Annotated in this window: 23 protein-coding genes; 8 read left to right on the top strand and 15 right to left on the bottom strand. The window is 60.5% G+C overall.

The annotated features are described in order from the left end of the window. The 4 genes from WCA85_RS33025 to WCA85_RS33010 form a co-directional block, all read right to left on the bottom strand. Positions 1-1,271, bottom strand: a 1,271-nt coding sequence (locus WCA85_RS33025) for a DEAD/DEAH box helicase (RefSeq protein WP_424069591.1), incomplete at its 3' end; no start/stop codon positions are given. Between the two features lie 182 nt (positions 1,272-1,453). Continuing rightward, entirely contained in the window at positions 1,454-2,074 is a 621-nt protein-coding gene (gene trhA, locus WCA85_RS33020) for a PAQR family membrane homeostasis protein TrhA (protein WP_424069589.1), read from the bottom strand. A 128-nt stretch (positions 2,075-2,202) separates the two neighbouring features. Next, positions 2,203-3,501 carry a c-type cytochrome gene (locus tag WCA85_RS33015; RefSeq protein ID WP_424069587.1) on the bottom strand — a complete coding sequence of 433 codons (1,299 nt, stop codon included), beginning with the start codon at positions 3,499-3,501 and terminating at the stop codon, positions 2,203-2,205. A gap of 21 nt (positions 3,502-3,522) precedes the next feature. Beyond that, complete coding sequence (locus WCA85_RS33010) at positions 3,523-4,242, bottom strand: c-type cytochrome (protein WP_424069585.1); 720 nt, start codon at positions 4,240-4,242, stop codon at positions 3,523-3,525. 398 nt (positions 4,243-4,640) lie between these two features. On the opposite strand from WCA85_RS33010, the gene WCA85_RS33005 reads away from it, so the two are divergent. Then, the gene (locus WCA85_RS33005) at positions 4,641-4,823 is read left to right on the top strand and encodes a hypothetical protein (protein ID WP_424069582.1); all 183 of its coding nucleotides are present in this window, start codon (positions 4,641-4,643) and stop codon (positions 4,821-4,823) included. Then, positions 4,820-5,749, top strand: a complete 930-nt coding sequence (locus WCA85_RS33000) for a CopD family protein (protein WP_424069580.1) — start codon at positions 4,820-4,822, stop codon at positions 5,747-5,749. The genes WCA85_RS33005 and WCA85_RS33000 overlap by 4 nt, the downstream gene beginning before the upstream one ends. Before the next feature lie 170 nt (positions 5,750-5,919). On the opposite strand, the gene WCA85_RS32995 is transcribed toward WCA85_RS33000, so the two are convergent. The 3 genes from WCA85_RS32995 to dgoD form a co-directional block, all read right to left on the bottom strand. Then, a complete protein-coding gene (locus WCA85_RS32995; protein ID WP_424069578.1) occupies positions 5,920-6,222 on the bottom strand; it encodes a hypothetical protein in 303 nt (100 codons plus the stop codon). Positions 6,223-6,470: 248 nt separating this feature from the next. Then, a complete protein-coding gene (locus tag WCA85_RS32990; protein WP_424069596.1) occupies positions 6,471-7,703 on the bottom strand; it encodes an MFS transporter in 1,233 nt (410 codons plus the stop codon). A gap of 132 nt (positions 7,704-7,835) precedes the next feature. After that, positions 7,836-8,984 carry a galactonate dehydratase gene (gene dgoD / locus WCA85_RS32985; RefSeq protein ID WP_424069576.1) on the bottom strand — a complete coding sequence of 383 codons (1,149 nt, stop codon included), beginning with the start codon at positions 8,982-8,984 and terminating at the stop codon, positions 7,836-7,838. Between the two features lie 180 nt (positions 8,985-9,164). On the opposite strand from dgoD, the gene WCA85_RS32980 reads away from it, so the two are divergent. After that, positions 9,165-9,905: a FadR/GntR family transcriptional regulator gene (locus WCA85_RS32980; RefSeq protein WP_424069593.1), complete on the top strand. Its 741-nt coding sequence runs from the start codon at positions 9,165-9,167 to the stop codon at positions 9,903-9,905. Between the two features lie 35 nt (positions 9,906-9,940). Here WCA85_RS32980 and WCA85_RS32975 read toward each other — a convergent pair whose 3' ends face one another. After that, positions 9,941-11,428: a DHA2 family efflux MFS transporter permease subunit gene (locus WCA85_RS32975; RefSeq protein WP_424069574.1), complete on the bottom strand. Its 1,488-nt coding sequence runs from the start codon at positions 11,426-11,428 to the stop codon at positions 9,941-9,943. A gap of 199 nt (positions 11,429-11,627) precedes the next feature. Here WCA85_RS32975 and WCA85_RS32970 point away from each other — a divergent pair, with 199 nt between their 5' ends. After that, positions 11,628-12,071 (top strand): MarR family winged helix-turn-helix transcriptional regulator, encoded by a 444-nt coding sequence (locus tag WCA85_RS32970; RefSeq protein WP_424069572.1) that lies wholly within the window; start codon positions 11,628-11,630, stop codon positions 12,069-12,071. 91 nt (positions 12,072-12,162) lie between these two features. Here WCA85_RS32970 and WCA85_RS32965 read toward each other — a convergent pair whose 3' ends face one another. The 4 genes from WCA85_RS32965 to WCA85_RS32950 form a co-directional block, all read right to left on the bottom strand. Then, positions 12,163-12,600 (bottom strand): response regulator, encoded by a 438-nt coding sequence (locus tag WCA85_RS32965; RefSeq protein ID WP_424069570.1) that lies wholly within the window; start codon positions 12,598-12,600, stop codon positions 12,163-12,165. Positions 12,601-12,801: 201 nt separating this feature from the next. Beyond that, a complete protein-coding gene (locus tag WCA85_RS32960) occupies positions 12,802-13,188 on the bottom strand; it encodes a response regulator (protein ID WP_424069568.1) in 387 nt (128 codons plus the stop codon). Positions 13,189-13,218: 30 nt separating this feature from the next. Beyond that, the gene (locus WCA85_RS32955; RefSeq protein WP_424069566.1) at positions 13,219-13,647 is read right to left on the bottom strand and encodes a response regulator; all 429 of its coding nucleotides are present in this window, start codon (positions 13,645-13,647) and stop codon (positions 13,219-13,221) included. A gap of 62 nt (positions 13,648-13,709) precedes the next feature. After that, a complete protein-coding gene (locus WCA85_RS32950) occupies positions 13,710-14,078 on the bottom strand; it encodes a response regulator (RefSeq protein ID WP_424069564.1) in 369 nt (122 codons plus the stop codon). Positions 14,079-14,356: 278 nt separating this feature from the next. On the opposite strand from WCA85_RS32950, the gene WCA85_RS32945 reads away from it, so the two are divergent. The 4 genes from WCA85_RS32945 (at position 14,357) to WCA85_RS32930 (ending at position 17,144) form a co-directional block, all read left to right on the top strand. Next, positions 14,357-15,574: a sensor histidine kinase gene (locus WCA85_RS32945; RefSeq protein ID WP_424069563.1), complete on the top strand. Its 1,218-nt coding sequence runs from the start codon at positions 14,357-14,359 to the stop codon at positions 15,572-15,574. Between the two features lie 333 nt (positions 15,575-15,907). Next, positions 15,908-16,306 (top strand): DUF2917 domain-containing protein, encoded by a 399-nt coding sequence (locus WCA85_RS32940; protein WP_424069561.1) that lies wholly within the window; start codon positions 15,908-15,910, stop codon positions 16,304-16,306. 57 nt (positions 16,307-16,363) lie between these two features. Next, entirely contained in the window at positions 16,364-16,654 is a 291-nt protein-coding gene (locus tag WCA85_RS32935) for a hypothetical protein (RefSeq protein WP_424069559.1), read from the top strand. A gap of 175 nt (positions 16,655-16,829) precedes the next feature. Next, positions 16,830-17,144: a DUF4148 domain-containing protein gene (locus WCA85_RS32930; protein WP_424069557.1), complete on the top strand. Its 315-nt coding sequence runs from the start codon at positions 16,830-16,832 to the stop codon at positions 17,142-17,144. Between the two features lie 500 nt (positions 17,145-17,644). On the opposite strand, the gene WCA85_RS32925 is transcribed toward WCA85_RS32930, so the two are convergent. The 3 genes from WCA85_RS32925 to WCA85_RS32915 form a co-directional block, all read right to left on the bottom strand. Then, positions 17,645-18,004: a hypothetical protein gene (locus WCA85_RS32925; protein ID WP_424069555.1), complete on the bottom strand. Its 360-nt coding sequence runs from the start codon at positions 18,002-18,004 to the stop codon at positions 17,645-17,647. A 50-nt stretch (positions 18,005-18,054) separates the two neighbouring features. After that, entirely contained in the window at positions 18,055-18,453 is a 399-nt protein-coding gene (locus WCA85_RS32920; RefSeq protein WP_424069553.1) for a hypothetical protein, read from the bottom strand. Positions 18,454-18,640: 187 nt separating this feature from the next. Next, entirely contained in the window at positions 18,641-19,384 is a 744-nt protein-coding gene (locus WCA85_RS32915) for a hypothetical protein (protein ID WP_424069551.1), read from the bottom strand. Positions 19,385-19,623: the final 239 nt, after the last annotated feature.

The following is a 19,623-nucleotide window of genomic DNA, read 5'->3' as shown; positions in this document are numbered from 1 at the left end:
GGTTTGGCAGAACCGCCGTCGCGCCTGGGAGCGCCTTGTCCCTGGCGCGGCTGACGGCCACCGCCACCGCCACCGCCGCCACCACCACCCTGGCCACGGCGCAGGATCGGTTCCGGCTTCGCGTTCGGATCCGGTTCGAACCCAGCGATCACCTCTTGCGGCACAGCGCGCTTGATCAGCTTCTCGATGTCCTTCAGCAACTGCAACTCGTCGACACACACCAACGACACTGCTTCGCCCGAGGCACCAGCGCGGCCGGTGCGGCCGATACGGTGAACATAGTCTTCCGGCACATTCGGCAGATCGTAGTTGACCACGTGCGGCAACTGGTCGATGTCGATGCCGCGCGCGGCGATATCGGTAGCAACAAGCACCTGCAACGTATTGGTCTTGAACTCGGCCAGTGCGCGGGTGCGGGCCGACTGGCTCTTGTTGCCGTGAATCGCCAGCGCGCTGATGCCGTCCTTGGTCAACTGCTCGGCAAGCCGGTTAGCGCCGTGCTTGGTGCGCGTGAACACCAGCACCTGGAACCAGTTGTGTTCCTTGATCAGGTGCGTGAGCAGCTCGCGCTTCTTGTCGCGATCCACCGGGTGAATCTTTTGCGCAACCAGTTCAGCGGTCGTATTGCGACGCGCGACTTCGATCAGCGCCGGTGAATCGAGCAGGTTATCGGCGAGCGTCTTGATCTCGTCGGAGAAGGTCGCGGAGAACAGCAGGTTCTGGCGCTTCGGCGGCAGCTTGGCGAGTACGCGCTTGATGTCGTGGATAAAGCCCATGTCGAGCATGCGATCGGCTTCGTCGAGCACGAGAATCTCGAGATGCGACAGGTCGATAGTCTTCTGCTGCATGTGATCTAGCAGGCGGCCAGGTGTGGCCACGACGATGTCGATGCCGCGCCTCAATGCATCGATCTGCGGATTGATGCCGACGCCACCGAACATCACAGTGGATTTCAGCTTCAGGTACTTGCCATACGCGCGCACGCTTTCCTCGACCTGGGCGGCGAGTTCGCGCGTCGGCGTGAGAATCAGGGCGCGCACCACGTGCTTGCCGTTGGCCGTCGTGACCGGCGGCATGGTGGTCAGACGCTGCAGGATCGGCAGCGTGAAGCCGGCGGTCTTGCCGGTGCCGGTCTGGGCGCCGGCCAGCAGGTCGCCGCCATTCAGTACGGCAGGAATGGCCTGCAACTGGATAGGAGTAGGGGAGGTGTAGCCGAGCTCGTTTACAGCGCGGACCAGCGGTTCGGACAAGCCGAGGGAATCAAAAGACATAAAAACTCTTTGCAATGCAGTATCGCGAACGGCAAACGCGCAGCCAGCAGGCGCGCTTCGGGGCGAGAGCCCAGGTCCGGTCGCAGGGAAATCGGCGGCACACGCCAGCGCGTGCCGAATGCTTCAGCGTGCTATCAAGACACGCTGACTGGCCTTTAGTTGCATTTCGCCGTCGTGGGGTGTCACGCGACGTAGCGCGCAACACTGACGAATTGACACAGACTGCCCGCCAGTACGAACAGGTGCCAGATACCGTGTCCGTGCCGGATGCGCTCGTCGTTGATGAAGAAGTAGATGCCGACGCTGTAGATGACCCCGCCGGCCACGAGCCATGCGGTGCCTGCTGCCGGTAAAGCTTCGACAAGCGGGCGGATGGCAACGAGCGCAAGCCATCCCATCAATACATACAGCACCATCGAAACGCTGCGGGTGCGGCGCCCGAGCGTGAGTTCCTGCACGATACCCAGCGCAGCCAGCCCCCAGCTTACGCCGAACAGCGACCAGCCCCACGGGCCGCGCAAGGTGACGAGCGTGAACGGCGTGTAGCTGCCGGCGATCAGCAGATAGATCGCCGAATGATCGCATTTCTGCAGGACAGCCTTCACGCGCGGACTGCGCACGCTGTGATAAAGCGTGGAGATAGCATACAGCACGAACAGCATCGCGCCATAAACGCTGAAGCTGACGACCTTGTACGCATCGCGGTCGAGCGCGCCCATCGTGACGAGCGCAGCCAGCCCCGCCACCGACAGCACCGCGCCGACGAGATGGGAAATGCTGTTGAAACGCTCACCGACTTGCACGACTTCTCTCCCACACGGTTTTAGATGAGTGCGGCATTATGCCCGCACTGTCCCGCCACCGTTCCCAAAAAAAGAAGGGCGCGGCCGCGGTTTCCCGCAGGCCGCGCCCTCCAAGTCTCTAGCGTCGCTTAATCGAGCGGCGCCGAACGCAGATCGGAAACCTGCTGCGGCGACACCGGTGTGCCGTGGTTGCCCCACGACATACGGATATAGGTGACGACTGCAGCAACTTCCTGATTCGACAGCGATTGCGCGAACGGCGGCATACCGTACGGCTTCGGATTGCCATTCGTGCTCGGCGGGAAACCACCATTCAACACCATGCGAATCGGGTTCACAGCCGACGGCATCTGGATCGACTGGTTGTTCGCGAGCGGCGGGAAATTAGGCGGCTGGCCGAGACCATTCGCTTCGTGGCACTTCGCGCAGTTATCACCGTAAATCTTCTGGCCTTGCTTCAACAGTTCGCCACCAAACTGTTCGGACGTCTCCAGTTGCAGGCTTTCCGGCGCTTCGCTCTTCTGCGGAATGGTCTTCAGGTATGTGGCCATTGCCTGAATGTCGTCATCCGACATGTACTGCATGCTGTTGTGCACCACTTCGGCCATCGGACCGAACACTGCACCGCGTTGCGATACGCCATTCTTCAGCAGAGCCTGGATGTCCTTGATGTCCCAGTCGCCCAGACCCGCTTCCTTGTTCGACGTGAGCGACGGAGCGTACCAGTTCTGCAGCGGAATCAGACCGCCGGCAAAGGCCGCCGAATTGACCGGGCCGCCCATGGCGTTGATCGACGTGTGGCACATGCCGCAGTGGCCGAGGCCCTCGATCAGGTAGGCGCCGCGATTCCATTCGACCGACTTGGTCGGATCCGGCTTGTACTCGCCTTCGCGGAAGAACAGCGTACGCCAGCCGATCAGCAGGTTACGGTTGTTGAACGGGAACTTGAGTTCATGCGGACGGCTCGGCACGTTGACCGGCGGAACCGAACGCAGGTAGGCGTAGATCGCGTCCGCGTCGGCACGCGAGACCTTCGTGTAGCTCGTGAACGGGAAGCCCGGATACAGCAGGCTGCCGTCCTTCGAACGGCCCGTGTGCATGGCGCGGTAGAAGTCGTCCTGGGTCCACTTGCCGATGCCGTACTGGTCGTCAGGCGTGATGTTCGGCGTGAACATCGTGCCGAACGGCGTGAGCATGGGCAGACCGCCGGCGAATTCCTTGCCGCCGCGCACCGTGTGGCAGGCAATACAGTCGCCGGCGCGGGCGAGATACTCGCCCTTCTTGATCAGATCCGCCTGATCGACGGGGGTGGCCGCCATGGCGCTGCCGTTGTGCAGGTTGTCGCCGCCTGACCACAGGACGGGAACGAGGGCAGCAGCGGCAACCACGATAACTGCCGAGAGGGCGAACAGAGACTTGCGTTTCATTTGGTTATCTCTCCCGGTGCCTTATTGCGGTTCGCTGCCGCAGGCAAGCGGAGTCTTCATCGAGCCTGCCTTAGCCGGCACGGGGTTTTGCGGGGCCGACTGCGTCGACAGCCACGAGGCAACGGCGTTCACGTCATCATCGGTCAGGCGGGTGGCGATCGTGTGCATGCAGTCAGGCGCGATGGCATGACGCGAGCCCGAGCGCCATGCGCCCAGCTGCGCGCTGATGTAGTCCGAGTGCAGACCGACCAGACCCGGAATAGCCGGTTCCATCCCCGTCAACGCCTTGCCGTGGCAGGCGGCACAGGCCGGAATCTGTCTCGACGCGTCGCCATGCAGAACGATGTTCTCACCATGCGCCAGCGTGTCGGACGACACCGTCGGCTTGGCCGGCGGCGGGTAAGGCGGGCGCTGCTGGGAGAAGTACGTCGCGATCTGATGAAGGTAGTCGTCCGAAAGGTACGTAACGAGGTAGTTCATGGGCGGGTACTTGCGGCGCCCTTCGCGGAAGTTCGAGAGCTGGTTGTACAGATAGTCAGCGGGCTTGCCCGCGAGACGTGGGAAGTAGTCGTTGTCCGTACCCTGGCCGTGCACGCCGTGGCAGGCGGCGCAGGCCTGCACGCGTGATTCCATCGTGTCGGGGGCCTGGGGTTGAGTCTGCGCTTTCGCAGCGCTATAAACGCCAGCAGAGCCGATCAGCAGAAGGGCAAGCAACGGGCGGAAAATGCGTCTTGAAGACACGCGTAAACTCCATCAAATTCGGGGACCCGACCGAACTTCGAGGCGGCTCGGCTTGAGTGCAGCTAGCGCTGCGGCGACGCAGCATTCTATCATCGATGGGTGATGGTGACTATTTGCCACAGGCGACATAGTTCCCCTCGTAAACTCCGATGTGACAGTTTGACACAGTGTGACGTGGGAATGTCCCGCATGCCTTTCGCATCGGGCGAACCTCCCTGGCGCAATTAGCCAATCCCATTCTGCCACGACGATCCCAACGCATTATTCCGCAACAACGTTGAACCCAAACTCGCGCGGACTATCGAAGCGTACACTCCCGGGGCGCCGATGTCTTTGATGCACCGCCCGCATCCTTTTTGTCCAGCTTGACTTCTTTTTCGAAAAGCCACCTGCCTTACATGAAGCTATCCGATTTTTCCCGCCCGTCGCTGCGCGTGCCGGCGGTCAGCGCCACGGCGTTTGCCGTGAGCGCCACAGCCTATGCCCATGCTCGGCCCACTTCGTACGAGCCCGCACCGAATGCCGAAGCCAGCACGAACGGCCATCGCCCCCAAGGCACTAACTCGTTCAACGTCAAATGAGCGTAGACGGACTCTGGATCGGGCAGGTCGCCATGGCCGCGCTCATGAATGTCGCGTTCGCGTTCGCCGTCGGCTCGGCGCTGCTGGGCGCGTGGCTCGCTAAACACGCTCAGGCCAAGGTCTCACCAGCGCGGCCCGCATGGTTGCGTGCGCAACGTTCGATGTTGACGGCCACCGTCGTGCTGGTGCTGGCCGATCTCGGCTGGCTGCTCTATCAGACCGCGTCGATGAGTGCGGTGTCGTTGCCCAATGCCTTCAGCATGATTCCCACGGTGCTTGCGCGGACGCATGTCGGATACGCATGGTGCGTCGCCTTCGTGGGGGCGCTGGTGTTGCTGCTGACGGCGCTGTCCCGGCCGACGGGCACGTTGCGCAATGCGTTCCTGTGGCTCGCAGTGATTGCGATTGCAGGCGGCAAGGCGTCGCTTGGGCATGCGGTCGATGGCGGTTCCATGTCGGCTGCGATCGGTGTGCATATCCTGCATGTGCTCGCCACGGCGGTATGGGGCGGCCTCGTCCTCGCGTCCGGGCTGGCGGTGTTACCCGCACTTGGCACGTCGACCGCGCGCGGCATGCTGATTCGCACTGCCATGCAGATATCGAACGTGTCGATTGTGGCCGTGCTGTTCGTGTTGCTGACTGGCGCGTTTAATGGCGTGCGCGGCTCGGGCGGATCTCTCAGCGCGATCGAACTGAGCACGTGGGGTCATGTGCTGATGCTCAAGCTCGCACTGGTCGCCCTCGCGCTGGTGCTCGGCGGCCTGAATCGCTTCTCTGCGCTGCCGCGCCTGCGTCGTACCGCATCCACGATGGATGCGCATACGTACACCAACCTGCTCTATCTCGAAGCGTTGGCGATGCTTGGCGTATTCGTCGCAGCGGCTGCGCTGTCGCATACTGCTCCAGCGTTTGCGGCGTTGGGTTGAGGCTGCAATTCGCAGGCGCAAAAAACGCCGCGCAGCAGGGCTGTGCGGCGTGAACACACGCGGTCGCCCGGCGAGAGCCGGTTGCCCCGTTTCTACCCGTTAAGCTGCGAGCGCGCTCGGCACTCGCTCCAGCATCGTCTCGCAGAACATCTTGTTTCAAACAGCGCGGCTCATTCGAAGCCGAGCTTGTGACCCACAATCGGCGCGCAGAAGAGGGCAATCGCGCAGCCGCTTACCTTGCCTTCGAGTTCTGCGCTCGCGCTTTGCGCGCCATAGAGTTGCGTCAGCAGGTCAAACAGTTGCGGCGCGCAATAGATCAGCGCAGCGGCGAGGAAACACTTTTCTACAGTCGAGATGCGCCAGCCGCGTTGAAACGCCATCGCGGCGCCGATCACACGTAGCACGCCGAACACCACGAGCGCGCCCACGGCGGCCTGTTCGCGGATCAGATAGTCAGGAAGAAACCCGCCCATGATGTTGCTCCCTTGCAATGTCGTTTGATTGCAATAGAGCAAGGAGCAGGCCAAGCGCTTGTTGGGACTCGTCAAATGAGACTGAAAGCCTTGTCGCGCAAGGCTTTCGTGGGTAAGAAACGAAGCGGCGAGAGGGTCGCATTCAGGCCCATGCGGTCCGATGCGGTCCGATGCGGTCCGGGATGTTACGTAACTGAGACATCGCCGGCGTCACCCCATGTAACGCCGGTCGCAAGTGTTAGTCGGGCCTAGTGTATGCGTTCGATCTTGCCGACGAGGAACAGGTACGACAACGCGCCGACCACCCCGACCGCGCTCATGAACACGAGCGCTGGACCGAAGTCGTTGCCCTTGACCACGAGGCCGATCACGATAGGAACGCAGATCGACGACAGGTTGCCCATCAGGTTGAACATCCCGCCGGTGAGGCCGAGCAACTCCTTTTTCGCCATCGATGAAACAAGCACCCAGGTGATCGACGAGAAACCGCTGCCAAAGAAAGCGATTGCCATGAACAGGATCACCATCGAAGGACTATCGACGAAGTTCGCTCCGACAATGGCGGTCGACAGCAGCAAGCCGGTGACGATCGGCACCTTGCGCGCGACCGTGGCCGAGACACCGCGCCGGACCATCGCGTCGGACAGCAACCCCGAGGCCAGAATGCCGACGAATGCTGCGAGAAACGGCACGGCCGCCATGAAGCCTGCCTTCAGAAAGTCCATGTGGCGATACTTGACCAGGTAGGTCGGGAACCACGTCAGGAAGAACCACAGCGTCGAGGTCACTGCAATCTGGCCGATATACACGCCCCAGAGCTTGCGGTTGCCGAGCACCGCGCGCCAGTCGGCTGCCGTGTAGCGCGTCCGTTGGGTACGGGTGCCGCTCAGTTCGACGAGGCCGCCGCCGCTTCGGATCGTGTCCAGTTCCGCCTGGTTGATGCCCGCTGCCTCGGCGGGCTCGCGGTATAGCGCATACCAGATGAGCGCCCACACCACGCCGAGCAGGCCGGTGAGGATAAACATGCCTTGCCAGCCGAAGCGCGCCTGCGTGAGAACAAGTGCGGGCGTGAGAAAGGCGAGGCCCACATATTGGCCCGAGGTATAGACCGCAATGGCACGGGCGCGCTCGCTATCGGGAAACCAGGTGGTGACGATGCGGTTGAGCGTCGGATAGGCCGGCGCTTCCAGCAAGCCGAGCAACACCCGTAACGAGAGCAGCATCACGAAGGCACTGGCAAAGCCCTGCACGATGGTCGCGAGGGACCACAGGCCGACGATCAACGCCATCATCAGACGTGGCCGTGCGCGGTCGACCAGCATGCCGCCGGGAATCTGCAGCAACGCATACGACCAGCCGAACGCGGAGAACACCAGGCCCATATGCGCCGGATCGAGTTGCAGATCCTGCGGAATGGAAGTGGCCGCGATCGACAGGTTGCTGCGGTCCAGATAGGTAATGACGACGGTGATGAACAGCATCACCAGCAGGCGATGGCGTTTGCCAGTGGCCTGCACGTGCGTCGCGGTTGTCTCCACTTAGTGCTCCTTCGTTTTGTTGCCTGATGCGTCACTATGAAAAACGCCGCCCGCAGGCGGCGTTAGCTCACGCGGTTACCACTCCGCGACGCTGCCGTCGGTGTGGCGCCACACCGGATTGCGCCAGCGATGGCCGACCTTCGCCATCTCACGAACCTTCTCTTCGTTCACTTCAATGCCGAGGCCCGGGCCTTGCGGAATCGACACGAAGCCGTCTTCGTATTTGAAGACTTCGGGATTCTTGATGTAGTCGAGCAGGTCGTTACCCTGGTTGTAGTGAATACCCAGACTTTGTTCCTGGATGAACGCGTTGTAACTAACCGCGTCGATCTGCAGACAGGTGGCCAGTGCGATCGGACCGAGCGGACAATGCAGCGCCAGCGCGACGTCATACGCTTCGGCCATCGACGCGATCTTGCGGCACTCGGTGATGCCGCCTGCGTGCGACGCATCCGGCTGGATGATGTCCACGTAGCCGCCCGAGAGGATGTGCTTGAAATCCCAGCGCGAGTAGAGACGCTCGCCCAGCGCGATCGGCGTATTGGTTTGATTGACGATATCGCGCAGCGCTTCGGCATTCTCCGAGAGCACCGGTTCTTCGATGAAGAGCAGCTTGTACGGGTCGAGTTCCTTGGCGAGCACCTTGGCCATCGGCTTGTGCACACGACCGTGGAAGTCCACGCCAATGCCGATGTTCGGTCCCACTGCCTCGCGGACCGCCGCGACGTTATTGATGACGCCTTGCACCTTGTCGAAGGTGTCGATGATCTGCAACTCTTCCGAGCCGTTCATCTTCACCGCCTTGAAGCCGCGATCGACCACGGCGCGGGCGTTGTTGGCGACGTCGCTCGGACGGTCGCCCCCAATCCACGAGTACACCTTGATCTTGTCGCGCACCTGGCCGCCGAGCAGTGCGTGGATCGGCACGCCATGATGCTTGCCCTTGATATCCCACAGCGCCTGGTCGACACCGGCGATTGCGCTCATCGTGATCGGGCCGCCGCGATAGAAACCCGCGCGGTACATCACTTGCCAGTGGTCTTCGATCAGAAGCGGGTCCTTGCCGATCAGGTAATCGGACAGTTCTTCGACCGCCGCCGCGACGGTATGCGCGCGGCCTTCGACGACCGGCTCGCCCCAGCCGACGATACCTTCATCAGTTTCGATCTTGAGGAAGCACCAGCGCGGCGGAACGATAAAGGTTTCGAGCTTGGTGATTTTCATGGTGAACGTCTCCTGTTTGTCTGCGAGGCGAATGCGTGGGGTGGCTAATGCCGGCTCGACGAGGATGCCGGCGCGATATCTGAGGGGTCATATGCTACAACAAAATCGCGTTTAAATACTATTAATAGTACTATTCCGAGGAAGGACGGCCGCGACGTAGTGGTGGGTGTTATGGCTGAGATGCCCGATAATCGCGGGCGTTCCGACAATAATTGGCGCCGGAAGACGGCGAGGAGAAAATTTATTCAGCACGATCTGCACGGGCGCGTCGCCCATCTGTTGGCCACCGCCATTCTGCGCGGCGACTACGCGCCGGAGACCATCTTGCCGCGCGAAGCCGAGTTGATGGAGACCTTCGGCGTGAGCCGCACGGTGTTGCGCGAGGCGCTGCGTACGCTGACCTCGAAGGGGCTGATCGAGTCACGCCCGCGGGTTGGCACGCGAGTGCGGCCACGGTCCTCGTGGAATCTGCTCGACGTCGACTTGCTCGACTGGTACTCGCGAGTGGCCGAGCCGATGACGTTCGCGCTCAAACTCCAGGAAATGCGCGAGATGATCGAACCGTACGCGGCGGCGCTTGCCGCGTCGTCTCATACGAACGAGACGTTCGCTGCATTGGAGGCGGCACACGCCGCAATGGCTGCGGCACGTAACGTGGACGAATGGGTGCGCGCCGATCTGCGCTTTCACCTGGGCGTGCTGACTGCATGCAGCAATGAACTGCTGATCCCGCTCGGCACCTTGATCGAGCGCACGCTCGAGGCTCAATTGCGATTGAATGCCAGGCGCGCTCACGTGTACAACGCGTCGCTGGCGGAACATACGGCGGTGTTCGAAGCGATCCGCCTGCACGACGCAGCGGGCGCGCAGCAAGCCATGGCTGGCTTGCTCGGCGTGACGCGCCGGCGCATAGAGAACTGAGTAGGCACGAGCGCGGGCCGTGCTGGCGGTGTCCGTCAGTCCATCGCCGCGTGGGCGATCGACGTATCCTGCGTATTGCGGGCCGGGCGAATCAGCAGCAGCAACGGCACTACCATCAGGGTGGCCACGAACATCAGCTTGAAATCGTTCAGATAAGCAATCATCGACGCCTGCTGCGTAATTGACACGTTCAGGGCCGCGATGTCGTAGCGCGAACCATGTTCCAGCACCGGCTGCATCAATGGATTGAAGACGTTCACGTTGGCGGCGAGGTCCGCGTGGGCGACTTGCGTGTTGCGCGTCATCAGCGTCTGCACGATGGAAATGCCCATACTGCTGCCGATATTGCGCATCAGGCTGTACGTGGCCGTGCCGTCCGCGCGAAGTGCCGGCGTGAGAGTGGAGAACGTCAGCGTGCTAAGCGGTACGAACACGAGGCCGAGACCGAATCCCTGAATCACCCCAGGCCACACGATATCCGATGCGGACAGCACGATCGTGTAGTGCATCATTTGCCACAGCGAGTACGCCGAGATAAGAAAGCCCGAGAGCAGCAGCATGCGGGCGTCGATATGCTTGAGCAGTCGCCCCGCGAACAGCATGGCGAGCATCGTGCCGGCGCCGCTTGGTGCCGTCACGAGGCCGGTGGTGGCGACCGGATAGTTCATCAGGTTCTGCAGCATGGGCGGCAATAAGGCCCGCGTCGCGTACATCACCGCGCCGATCACGAAAATAAAGAACGTGCCGGTGGCGAAGTTCGGGTCTTTCAGCAACTCAGATTTGAAGAACGAGATTTTCCCTACCGTCGCTGTATGGGCAAGGAAAAACGCAAAGCTGATGGCCGCGAGTAGCGCCTCGATCACGATCTCATTCGAGCCGAACCAGTCGAGTTGTTCGCCTCGGTCGAGCATGGCTTGCAAAGCGCCGATAGCGAGCGCCAGCGTAGCGAAGCCGAACGCGTCGAACTTTACATCGTGTTTGGGTTCGCGAGTGGGCAGGAACGTTAGCACGCCAAACAACGCAAACGCGCCGATCGGCACGTTAATGAAAAACACCCAGCGCCAGTTGTAGCTATCGGTCAGCCAGCCACCGAGCGTCGGCCCGAGAATCGGACCGACCATCACGCCCATGCCCCACACGGCCATTGCCTGGCCCTGCTTCTCGCGCGGATTGATATCGAGCAGAATGGACTGCGACAACGGTACCAGCGACGCCCCAAAAATTCCTTGCAGCAGACGCGACGCGACGATCTGCGCGAGCGTTTCGGATAGGCCGCAGAGTGCCGAGGCAATCGTGAAGCCGGCAATCGAAAAGGCCAGCAACCGCTTGACGCTCAGCCGGTCGGATAGCCAGCCGGTCAGCGGCGTGGCGATAGCTGCGGCGACGATGTAAGAGGTAAGCACCCAGGTGATCTCGTCCTGCGACGCCGACAAGGTGCCTTGCATATGCGGCAGCGCCACGTTGGCAATGGTGCTGTCGAGCGTCTGGATCAGCGTGGCGAGCATGATCGAAATGGTGATCATGGGCCGGTTCAGCGGAGCGGCGGCACGCGCTGAGGTTGATTCAGAGGACATTGGAAGGACCAGGTGCGTAAGATAGTAAGCATGCTTAGTATATAGATTGACGAGTCAACCGAATACCAGGTCCTGCACCAAGGCGGACAGCCTGCGCGCGCCGCCGGCTCTGCCGTCGGTTCCACCAACGCTTTCGTATAATCGCCCGATGAAAACCCAATTCGAAGAGCGCTTCGGCTTCCTGATTTCCGACGTCGGCCGCCTCGCCGGCAAACGCTTCGACGATCTCGCGAAGTCATCCGTCGATCTCACGCGGGCGCAGTGCCGTGCATTGGCCTATCTTTCGCACTATGGCGACGTCAATCAGGCTCGCCTGGCGGATCTGCTGGAAGTCGCGCCGATTTCCGCCGGCCGCCTGCTGGACCGCATGGAAGAGGGTGGCTGGATCGAGCGGTGGAGCAATCCTGAAGACCGTCGCGAGCGGCAGGTGCGCATGACGTCGAAGGCCGAACGTACGCTTGGCAAGGCACGCAAGGTGGGCGATGAGGTGGCGGCGGAGGGCCTGAGCGGTTTTAGCGACGAGGAAGCGAAGCAGCTCATTGCCTTGTTGCAACGAGTGCGTGGAAATTTGAGCCGGATTGTCGACCGCTAGGTCAGCGGTTCGTTGTGGAGGGGATGTGCTGGATATCTGCACAGCGGCGTGTGGTGTTCCAGGGCCTCGATCCACGGCCGAACCAGCGATCCTAAACCAGGAGTTTCGGCGGTATAGGTTGCCACCGCGATGCGGCAGGGGCGGGTACGTGAGTGTCGTGATGCGGGCTGGCAAGTCGCTTTGCCAGTAACGATCCAATCACCGACTCAAGCGCGCTCAACTCGACCGGTTTAGGCAAGAAGACACTCCACAAAGCCGATTTTTCCATGGGCGGCGTGTCGCCGGAAGACATCACGATTGGAATCTGAGCGAGCGCCGGGTAGTACTTCAGCCGTTCGCACAGTTGCACGCCGTCGGTCCCGGGCATGTTCCAGTCGGTGACGATGAGATCGGGGAGGCACCGGCTTGCCTTGTCGAGCGCTGTTGCCCCGTTCTCCGCGAGGATCACGTGATAGCCTTGGCTTTCCAAAGCGAGCTGGAAAATCCACAGCGCATCCACTTCGTCATCGACCAGCAGGATGGTAGACATGGCACAGAGAGATAAAAACACTCACCTGTTTTCCGCAACAATCGTGCCCCGCCTAGTGAGAATCCCTGAGAACTCGTGGCCTGCATGACTGACGCCGTGCGACTGGAGCGCATGCAGTGCACGATGCTGGGCCGGTTCTTAAGGTGTTTCGGTGAAGGTGGAGCGTGGATTAGCCCGGCCTAGTTCCGCTCAGCTTTCAGCTCAGGTCGCAGCGACGTCGTCGCCGGCCCCTGCAACGATACCGGCCAATTGCTCCGCGGAGAGCGGCTTGGCGACGTGCCCGTCGAAGCCCGCAGCGCTGGTTTTTTGCCTGTTGGCCTCGTCGGTATAACCGGTAAGGGCGATGAGCCGGGTCTTCGCCAGCGCGCCGTTCTGGCGCAGCAGGCGTGCGAGATCCATGCCGCTCATGTCCGGCATCGACACGTCGATCAAGGCGAGATCGGGGATGAAGGTATCGACAATCGCCAGGGCGCCCGCGCCGCTGTAGGCGGTCCGCACCTGGTGGCCATCGAGTTCGAGCAGCATGGCGAGGGCGTCGATTGCATCGGCCTGGTCATCTACGAGAAGAATCTGTTTTGCTTGCGCCATGGTAGGAAATGCTTATCGGGGGGAGATCGGCTAGCGCCAGAGCTTTTGCATCAAGGCGAGCAACGCAACTGGCGCGGTGCCCTTGCGGCAATACCCGTCAAAGTTATGCCGGGCCTTGCCCGTTTCGCGGACATGGTCATCGTCGAGCGACGTGAAGGCGACGATGCCAAGGTTCGGCGTGGGAAGGTAGCTGCGTAACGCCTGCGCGGTTTCGAAGCCATCACGCCCCGGCATCATGATGTCGAGCACAACGACGTCGGGCACCCAGTCCCGCACGCAGCGCAGCGCCTCGCTGCAGCCGTTCGCCGTACGAGCCTCCACGCCCTCCAGCGATAGATAGGTGGCAAGGGCTTCCGCCGCTCCGAGGTTGTCATCCACCACTAGGACACGCGGGTTGGCATTCAGGACGCGAACCTTGCGAGCGCTCCACGTCTGGCAAGTAGATTGAATTCCGGACAATTTTCAACCGCCTGTAAAACAGAGAACACAGCGGATCAGCAAACGACGTGCCTTGGTGGTCCTCAGGATCGCGACGGGTTCCCCTTGCACAATTGCTCGACTGTCGTAAGGAAAAGGTTCATGCGTGCCGGTTTATGCAAACGGACGGTCCACGTTTGCACTTCTTCCGCGGCCTGCGGCACGGCGGAATGGACCAGAATGGGAACGTGGGCGAGTTCCGGGTGGGCCCTCAACTGGCGGCACAACTCCGCGCCACCCATCAGGGGCATCATCCAGTCCGTGATGATCAGGTCCGGAACTCCGTGCTTCAGGTATTCGAGGGCCTGCACTCCATTGGGTGCGCAACGGACGTCGTATCCCTCGTTGACCAGAACAAATTGCCAGGCAGCGAGTATTTCAGGGTCGTCATCTACCAGCAAAATTGAATGCATGTCTGACTGCCCATTTAGTTACCGTCATGTTCGCCGGATTGAGGATATGCAAAAGGCGTTCCATTACAACCTATAGGTCCATAATGGCGGCGTTTTGATGCCCGACGAGTGTGGCGACAGCGGCCGGAGCAAGATGCAGGGGCGCTTTCACCCGCTGAGTGCTTAATGGTGCGTCAGAGTTGCATGTTTGCTGATGCAGCACGCAGTTGCTGGTCGCGACGTAATTGACGCGGTAGATGCGGATTCCGTTGTAGAAACGTTACCCCTGAGTGGACGTTATGACTGACACACCTGCAGGACCGCTGCGCGGGTTCGCCGACTATTTGCGCCGGGAGCGGGTCCGGATAACGGAACAGTGGATGAAAGAAGTGTTCGGCGACGTCGACCTGATCGAGGCCGACAAGCTGACGTACGAGCAACTGGCGGATCACTTGCCGGAGATTCTCGACGGTCTGTGCATCGCGCTCGACGAGGAAGACCTCGAAAAGGTGGAGCCCGCGATCGAGCGTGACGCGCGCAGACATGGGCTGGTGCGCTGGCGTCAGGGCTACCGCATCGAAGAGTTGGTCCGCGAACTGGACCTCTTTCACCTGACCCTGTCCGACGCACTGGAAGCCTTCGCGGGCAGGCAAAGTGCATTCACGCGACGCCACGAGAAGCGGGCGCGGCGCCTGATTGCCGAGGCGTTGAGCTTCGTGACCTTGACGTCGATACGCGAGGTGGTGAGTGAACGGGATCGTAAGATCGATGAATACACTGGCAAGCTGGAGCGCGCCAATCACGAACTGAAGCTCAAGCAACGGCTCGTCAGTGACCTTCACGAATCGCGGATGCAGATCACACGCAGCGTGGTGCATGACCTGCGCAATTTCCTCAACGCGTTTTCCGTGGCGCTGCAGTTGATCGGGCGAGCGCCCGCAAAGGCGGATTCCGCATTGACGCTGGCAAACCGCCAGGCCGCGGATATGAAGCTGCTGGTCGACCAGATGGTGGAATACTCGGTTGTACTCGGCGATAACAGTCCGCTGGCGGTGGAGCCCTTCAAGCTGCAGGAGTTGTTCGACGAACTGGTGACGTCGTCGCGGCCCGCCATCGAAGGGAAGGGGCTGAGTTTGCACACGAGCTTCGACGCGCAGTTGTCTTCAGTCACTTCCAATCGCCTCAAGGTGAAACAGGTTGCGCTCAACCTGCTTTCGAACGCCACGAAGTACACGGTGACTGGAGAAATCGAACTGGCGATGGCCGGCGCGGGAGAGGGTCACTGGTCGATGCGGGTTTCCGATACCGGGATTGGCATTGCGCCAGCGGATGTGGATCGCGTGTTCGATGAGTTCGAACGCGCAGCTGGCGACGACATACCAGGCGCTGGACTTGGTCTCGCGATCGTCAAGGAGGTTTGCCGTATCTTGCAAGGGAAGATCCAGTTCGAATCTCACGAAGGACGCGGCACGACCTTCGTGATTCGCTTTCCGCTTGAATTAGAGGCGCAGGGGTAGTGCGCTGACACGATTAGCAGGCCGATGCGTCACGCATGTCCGCGCCTGCCTGCCAGAGCAACGTGCGAGTGAGTGTTGGATGCGCGAAACTTTTGCGCCACTTTTTTATTGACAAGCCATTGCGCGCAATAGAAACTTCAAGACATGCAAACGCCAGCCCTTATCGCCTTCGCGAATAACCACCGAATGATTACCTTCTTGGGTACATCGTCGGGGGCGGGTATGCGTTAGCCAACTGCAGTAACGCAAGTCACCAGGCCTCGCCGGAAACGGAAGAGGCCTTTTTTGTTTTGGTGCCCTCTCCGTCTGTCGGCTCAATTGACGGAGATGACCATGCAAGACGCAAGCCCCCAGTTAGAGTACCCATCCTTACCAGGCAGTCCTGCTGGTAGTCCGTCCGCGAACGAGCAACGTGCGCCGAGGATGGTGATTCATTTGACTCTTGAGCCCGGCCAGACGCTCTCATGGCGAGTGAAGGCCAATTCGCAGATCCGCGCAACGGGTGCACGCGTGTGGCTTACGCGTATCTACTCTCCGTACGACTATTGGTTATTACCCGGCGAGCTGGTGCGGGTCGCGCGCGGCGAGCGTATCTGGGTGAGCACCGACGGCGACGCGGCCGCCGAAGTGACGCTGACTTGTGATTACGTGACGCGAGGGCGGATGCTGCGTCGCTGGATCGACCGCTGTGTGAATCTCGTCTCCGGTCTTTTGTCACCGGGCGTGCACTAGGAATTTCTTTAAGGTCGTTGTGGCGATGTCTCCCTGCAAAGAATATAGGAGTACGTAATGGATGCGGGTATTCAGGAACCGGTTAAAGAGGTGGCTGCGCTGGCGCCGGCGCAGGAAAAGGGTATTTCGGCGGAGGTGTTGCATTGGGTGGTTGGGGCTATCAGCATGCTCATGATGCTCGCGTTGTTCACCCTGGCGGTGGTCAACACACCGTCAAGCGTCCGCGCGAACAATGCGCATTGCTTGCGGCAGATTGCGAATGAGGAGCACGTGGCGCTTGAAGCGTTCTTTCAGAATCCAACTCAACAGAATGCGTTTGCGCTGGCTTCGGAGGTTTGTGCTCGGTGAAGGGGGCGGCCCGCTTGCGCATGCTACGGCGGCGCCCCGATTGTGAGATTTGCGAGAAAAGTGATTTCAAAACCTAGGTATTTACCCTTGAGTTTCGACTCCCTAGACTGTGTTCATCGGCTGCAAACAAAGGTGTTTGCAGCGCCCTGCAAAACAATCTTTGGAGGTAGTAATCATGAAATCCCTGATCAAGGCTGTTGCCATTGTCGCTGTTCTCGCCGCTCCGATCGCTTCGTTTGCTCAGTCAAATCAACCTGTGACCCGTGCGCAAGTGCGTGCCGAACTCGTGCAGCTGGAAAAGGCCGGCTATAACCCTTCGCAAGGTGATCATTCGACCTACCCGGTCCAGATTCAGGCGGCCGAAGCACGGGTTGCCGCGCAAAACGAATCGTCCAGCGGCGTCGGCGGTGTGGTGAGTGGTACGTCGGCGTCTGGTGCGCCGGTGGCTGTGATTGCTCCCAGCGCGCGTTCGATTTACGCAGGTCATTAAACCGTGAGGTTGGCGAGTTGCCGGCGTCCGATGGGGGCGCTAGCGATTCTCTCAGGGTTCACCGTTGCGACGGAAGTTACGAGTTGGGTATCACGGAGCGGGCATCGGTTCGTTTCAGGAACAGAATGCGGCGGTTGAATAGCGGGTTGCACAGCAGCAGTACATCGAGCCGTAAACGGACAAAGGGTTACAGGCCAATGGCCTGTAACCCTTTGATAATACTGGTGGCGAATCAGGGAGGACAACCCGCTCCGCATAATTCTCCAGCATATTCAGTCGCTTAGGCGATGGTGAGCCAGAAATCGTATGAAAAACAAACGGCTCACTGAGACTATCACGGTCTGGGCCAGATGAGCACGGATAATGTGCCACGGCGAAAATCCATTCGCTTATCAGAGCCGGAAATCATATGAAAAATAAACGGCCCACCGGGCATCACGTTGCCAACTAACCGGTGAGCCATTCGCGTGCCGCCACAGCAGAGGTGACATCTGGCGAAGCTATGCAAACTCCTTTCGGACTGCCTCTTGGATCTCTCCAAAGGGCAATTTATCAAGGGCTAAATGCAAAACCATGGCCGCCATTTGTCCCGTGGATGGTTTATGCGCTAAATCAGCCGATGCCATCGCGAGTTGCGCCAGCTTTTCCCAGTCCGCTTCGATCTTGGGGATTTTCACTTGGGAGTTTGCGCCGACCAACGACGGCCGCCCTCCTGACGAGCGCAGAAGCCGGGTCATTGCCTCTCGAACTTCGAACAAGTCGAAGCCCTTCGTCGATGCAGATGGCTTCGTGCCAAACGCGGACGCGACGATTTCGGGGCCGACGCGTTCCTGGCGAGGCGACGTGTCGCGAATCTTCAAAGTCTTTTTCCCGCTAGATACAACCCGAACTTGAGCCATGTTTACCCCCATCATTTCGGTTCAATGTCGATCAGATAGAGCACCGATTCGAACTCGATTGCCATCTGCCCCTGATTAGTTTCTCGTCCAATTTCATGCACCAAATCGACGATTTCTTGAATTTTGTCTACGAAAGGTTTCGGATCAATATACGTATAAACAAGAATCGGCTCTTCGATAACCAAATTCTTTGTTTCGCTATTGAGCCATGCCCCACGGACCGGCGGCATGGCTGTTGCCCCGCCACAGATTTCGCTAAGCAAAGTGAGTGCCTTGGTCAGCCATTGCGCTTGCTCCACTGGTTGGCCATTTTGATCCTTGTTGGGGATGTAGATAGCGAACCGTTGCTGGCGAGTTTCAGACGCTCCAAAAACTTCAGCGATGTCGAGATCGACGTAGTCTTGATCCATGTTGTTGATCCTATACTTTTGGGCCCAAAAGTCAAGTGCCGTAGCATGACGGCACCGCCGTCGGGCGGTCGAACGGATGCGCCACTTAAGCGCTCTTTGATTTCGTCTTATTTATACACCGGCCGCACCGCTGCGCGGGGCATATGCGGGACGCCTTTTCGGCGCCCGAAAACCTCGACAGCGCCCGTCATGCGCGGGCTGTTGCGATCAACCCGCCGACTTTCCCGTCGCGGTCGAACGGGTGAATCTTAATATCCCAGTGTCCGTTGGCGTTTTGGCACCATAGGCACACGCGGCTTTCAGGCTCCAAGGCCGACGCGGCGCCCTCAACGGGCATTGCGCTTAACGCCACGCGGGACGCTTGTCCCGCGCCGGGTTTCGCCTTCGACTTATCAGCGGCGACCAACTCGGCCACCAATACCAACGCACGCGCCCCCGAGGCGGATTGATTTGCCGCGACCACTTGCGCCTTGATGACGGCCGAATTAGGCATGGGCAGGCCGCGCGCGTCGGTCTCTCGCATGAGCCAATCTGCCAGGCTCGTTGGCGCTTCGAATGGCGGCGAGAGCGTCTCGTCGCTCGTTCGCGTTGCCGACAACTCGTTCCCTTGCTCCTGCCCGGCCATGAGAAATGCTCGGAGCTCGGCCACTTCTTGACGGAGGTCTGCGAGGGCAGACGCCAAGTCGTCAAAATGGGCGCCGAAAAAGTCCACGAAACCCGCAGTCGAAGGTTCATGGTTCACAGGCTCGGCGCTCAGCTCTGACCGCCGGGCGCTTTTGGCCAGCTCGATCGCGATGTCTATGGCGTCGGTTGGCGTGGCGTCGGGCGCGTCAACGACCAATTCTCGGAGCGCCGCCGACCGTTCGCTCGACAGCCGCAATGTCATTTTGCTCCGATCCCAGCCGCGCCCGGAGCGCTCGTCGTTCGCCATTCAAATCTCCCCGTTGGATTCTCTGTTTTCCCCTTCGCAACCATTCAGCGCTGGGGGCCGTCGCGTTCCCAGCCGTGATCGCGCTCGGCTGCGGCCACGTCCGACGAAGCGTTCGGACGCGGGGCGCTGGCGGGACATTCAATTAGCGGCGGGGCTCTCCGCTGCGCAGACGACGAAGCGCGAGGCGGCCGAGACGGCGAGCCAGAAAGCGTTGATGCGCATTTGCTGGGGGCTTGGCT

It is taken from the genome of Paraburkholderia sp., from assembly GCF_049581445.1.
GTDB lineage: Bacteria > Pseudomonadota > Gammaproteobacteria > Burkholderiales > Burkholderiaceae > Paraburkholderia.
This window is presented reverse-complemented; position numbering and strand designations above follow the sequence as displayed.

Excerpts from the sequence above, each read along its gene's own strand:
- WCA85_RS33015 (WP_424069587.1), bottom strand. The coding sequence starts at position 3,501 with ATGAAACGCAAGTCTCTGTTCGCCCTCTCGGCAGTTATCGTGGTTGCC.
- WCA85_RS33005 (WP_424069582.1), top strand. The coding sequence starts at position 4,641 with ATGAAGCTATCCGATTTTTCCCGCCCGTCGCTGCGCGTGCCGGCGGTC.
- WCA85_RS33000 (WP_424069580.1), top strand. The coding sequence starts at position 4,820 with ATGAGCGTAGACGGACTCTGGATCGGGCAGGTCGCCATGGCCGCGCTC.
- WCA85_RS32995 (WP_424069578.1), bottom strand. The coding sequence starts at position 6,222 with ATGGGCGGGTTTCTTCCTGACTATCTGATCCGCGAACAGGCCGCCGTG.
- WCA85_RS32990 (WP_424069596.1), bottom strand. The coding sequence starts at position 7,703 with ATGCTGTTCATCACCGTCGTCATTACCTATCTGGACCGCAGCAACCTG.
- dgoD (WP_424069576.1), bottom strand. The coding sequence starts at position 8,984 with ATGAAAATCACCAAGCTCGAAACCTTTATCGTTCCGCCGCGCTGGTGC.
- WCA85_RS32980 (WP_424069593.1), top strand. The coding sequence starts at position 9,165 with ATGCCCGATAATCGCGGGCGTTCCGACAATAATTGGCGCCGGAAGACG.
- WCA85_RS32975 (WP_424069574.1), bottom strand. The coding sequence starts at position 11,428 with ATGATCACCATTTCGATCATGCTCGCCACGCTGATCCAGACGCTCGAC.
- WCA85_RS32970 (WP_424069572.1), top strand. The coding sequence starts at position 11,628 with ATGAAAACCCAATTCGAAGAGCGCTTCGGCTTCCTGATTTCCGACGTC.
- WCA85_RS32965 (WP_424069570.1), bottom strand. The coding sequence starts at position 12,600 with ATGTCTACCATCCTGCTGGTCGATGACGAAGTGGATGCGCTGTGGATT.
- WCA85_RS32960 (WP_424069568.1), bottom strand. The coding sequence starts at position 13,188 with ATGGCGCAAGCAAAACAGATTCTTCTCGTAGATGACCAGGCCGATGCA.
- WCA85_RS32950 (WP_424069564.1), bottom strand. The coding sequence starts at position 14,078 with ATGCATTCAATTTTGCTGGTAGATGACGACCCTGAAATACTCGCTGCC.
- WCA85_RS32945 (WP_424069563.1), top strand. The coding sequence starts at position 14,357 with ATGACTGACACACCTGCAGGACCGCTGCGCGGGTTCGCCGACTATTTG.
- WCA85_RS32940 (WP_424069561.1), top strand. The coding sequence starts at position 15,908 with ATGCAAGACGCAAGCCCCCAGTTAGAGTACCCATCCTTACCAGGCAGT.
- WCA85_RS32935 (WP_424069559.1), top strand. The coding sequence starts at position 16,364 with ATGGATGCGGGTATTCAGGAACCGGTTAAAGAGGTGGCTGCGCTGGCG.
- WCA85_RS32930 (WP_424069557.1), top strand. The coding sequence starts at position 16,830 with ATGAAATCCCTGATCAAGGCTGTTGCCATTGTCGCTGTTCTCGCCGCT.
- WCA85_RS32920 (WP_424069553.1), bottom strand. The coding sequence starts at position 18,453 with ATGGATCAAGACTACGTCGATCTCGACATCGCTGAAGTTTTTGGAGCG.
- WCA85_RS32915 (WP_424069551.1), bottom strand. The coding sequence starts at position 19,384 with ATGGCGAACGACGAGCGCTCCGGGCGCGGCTGGGATCGGAGCAAAATG.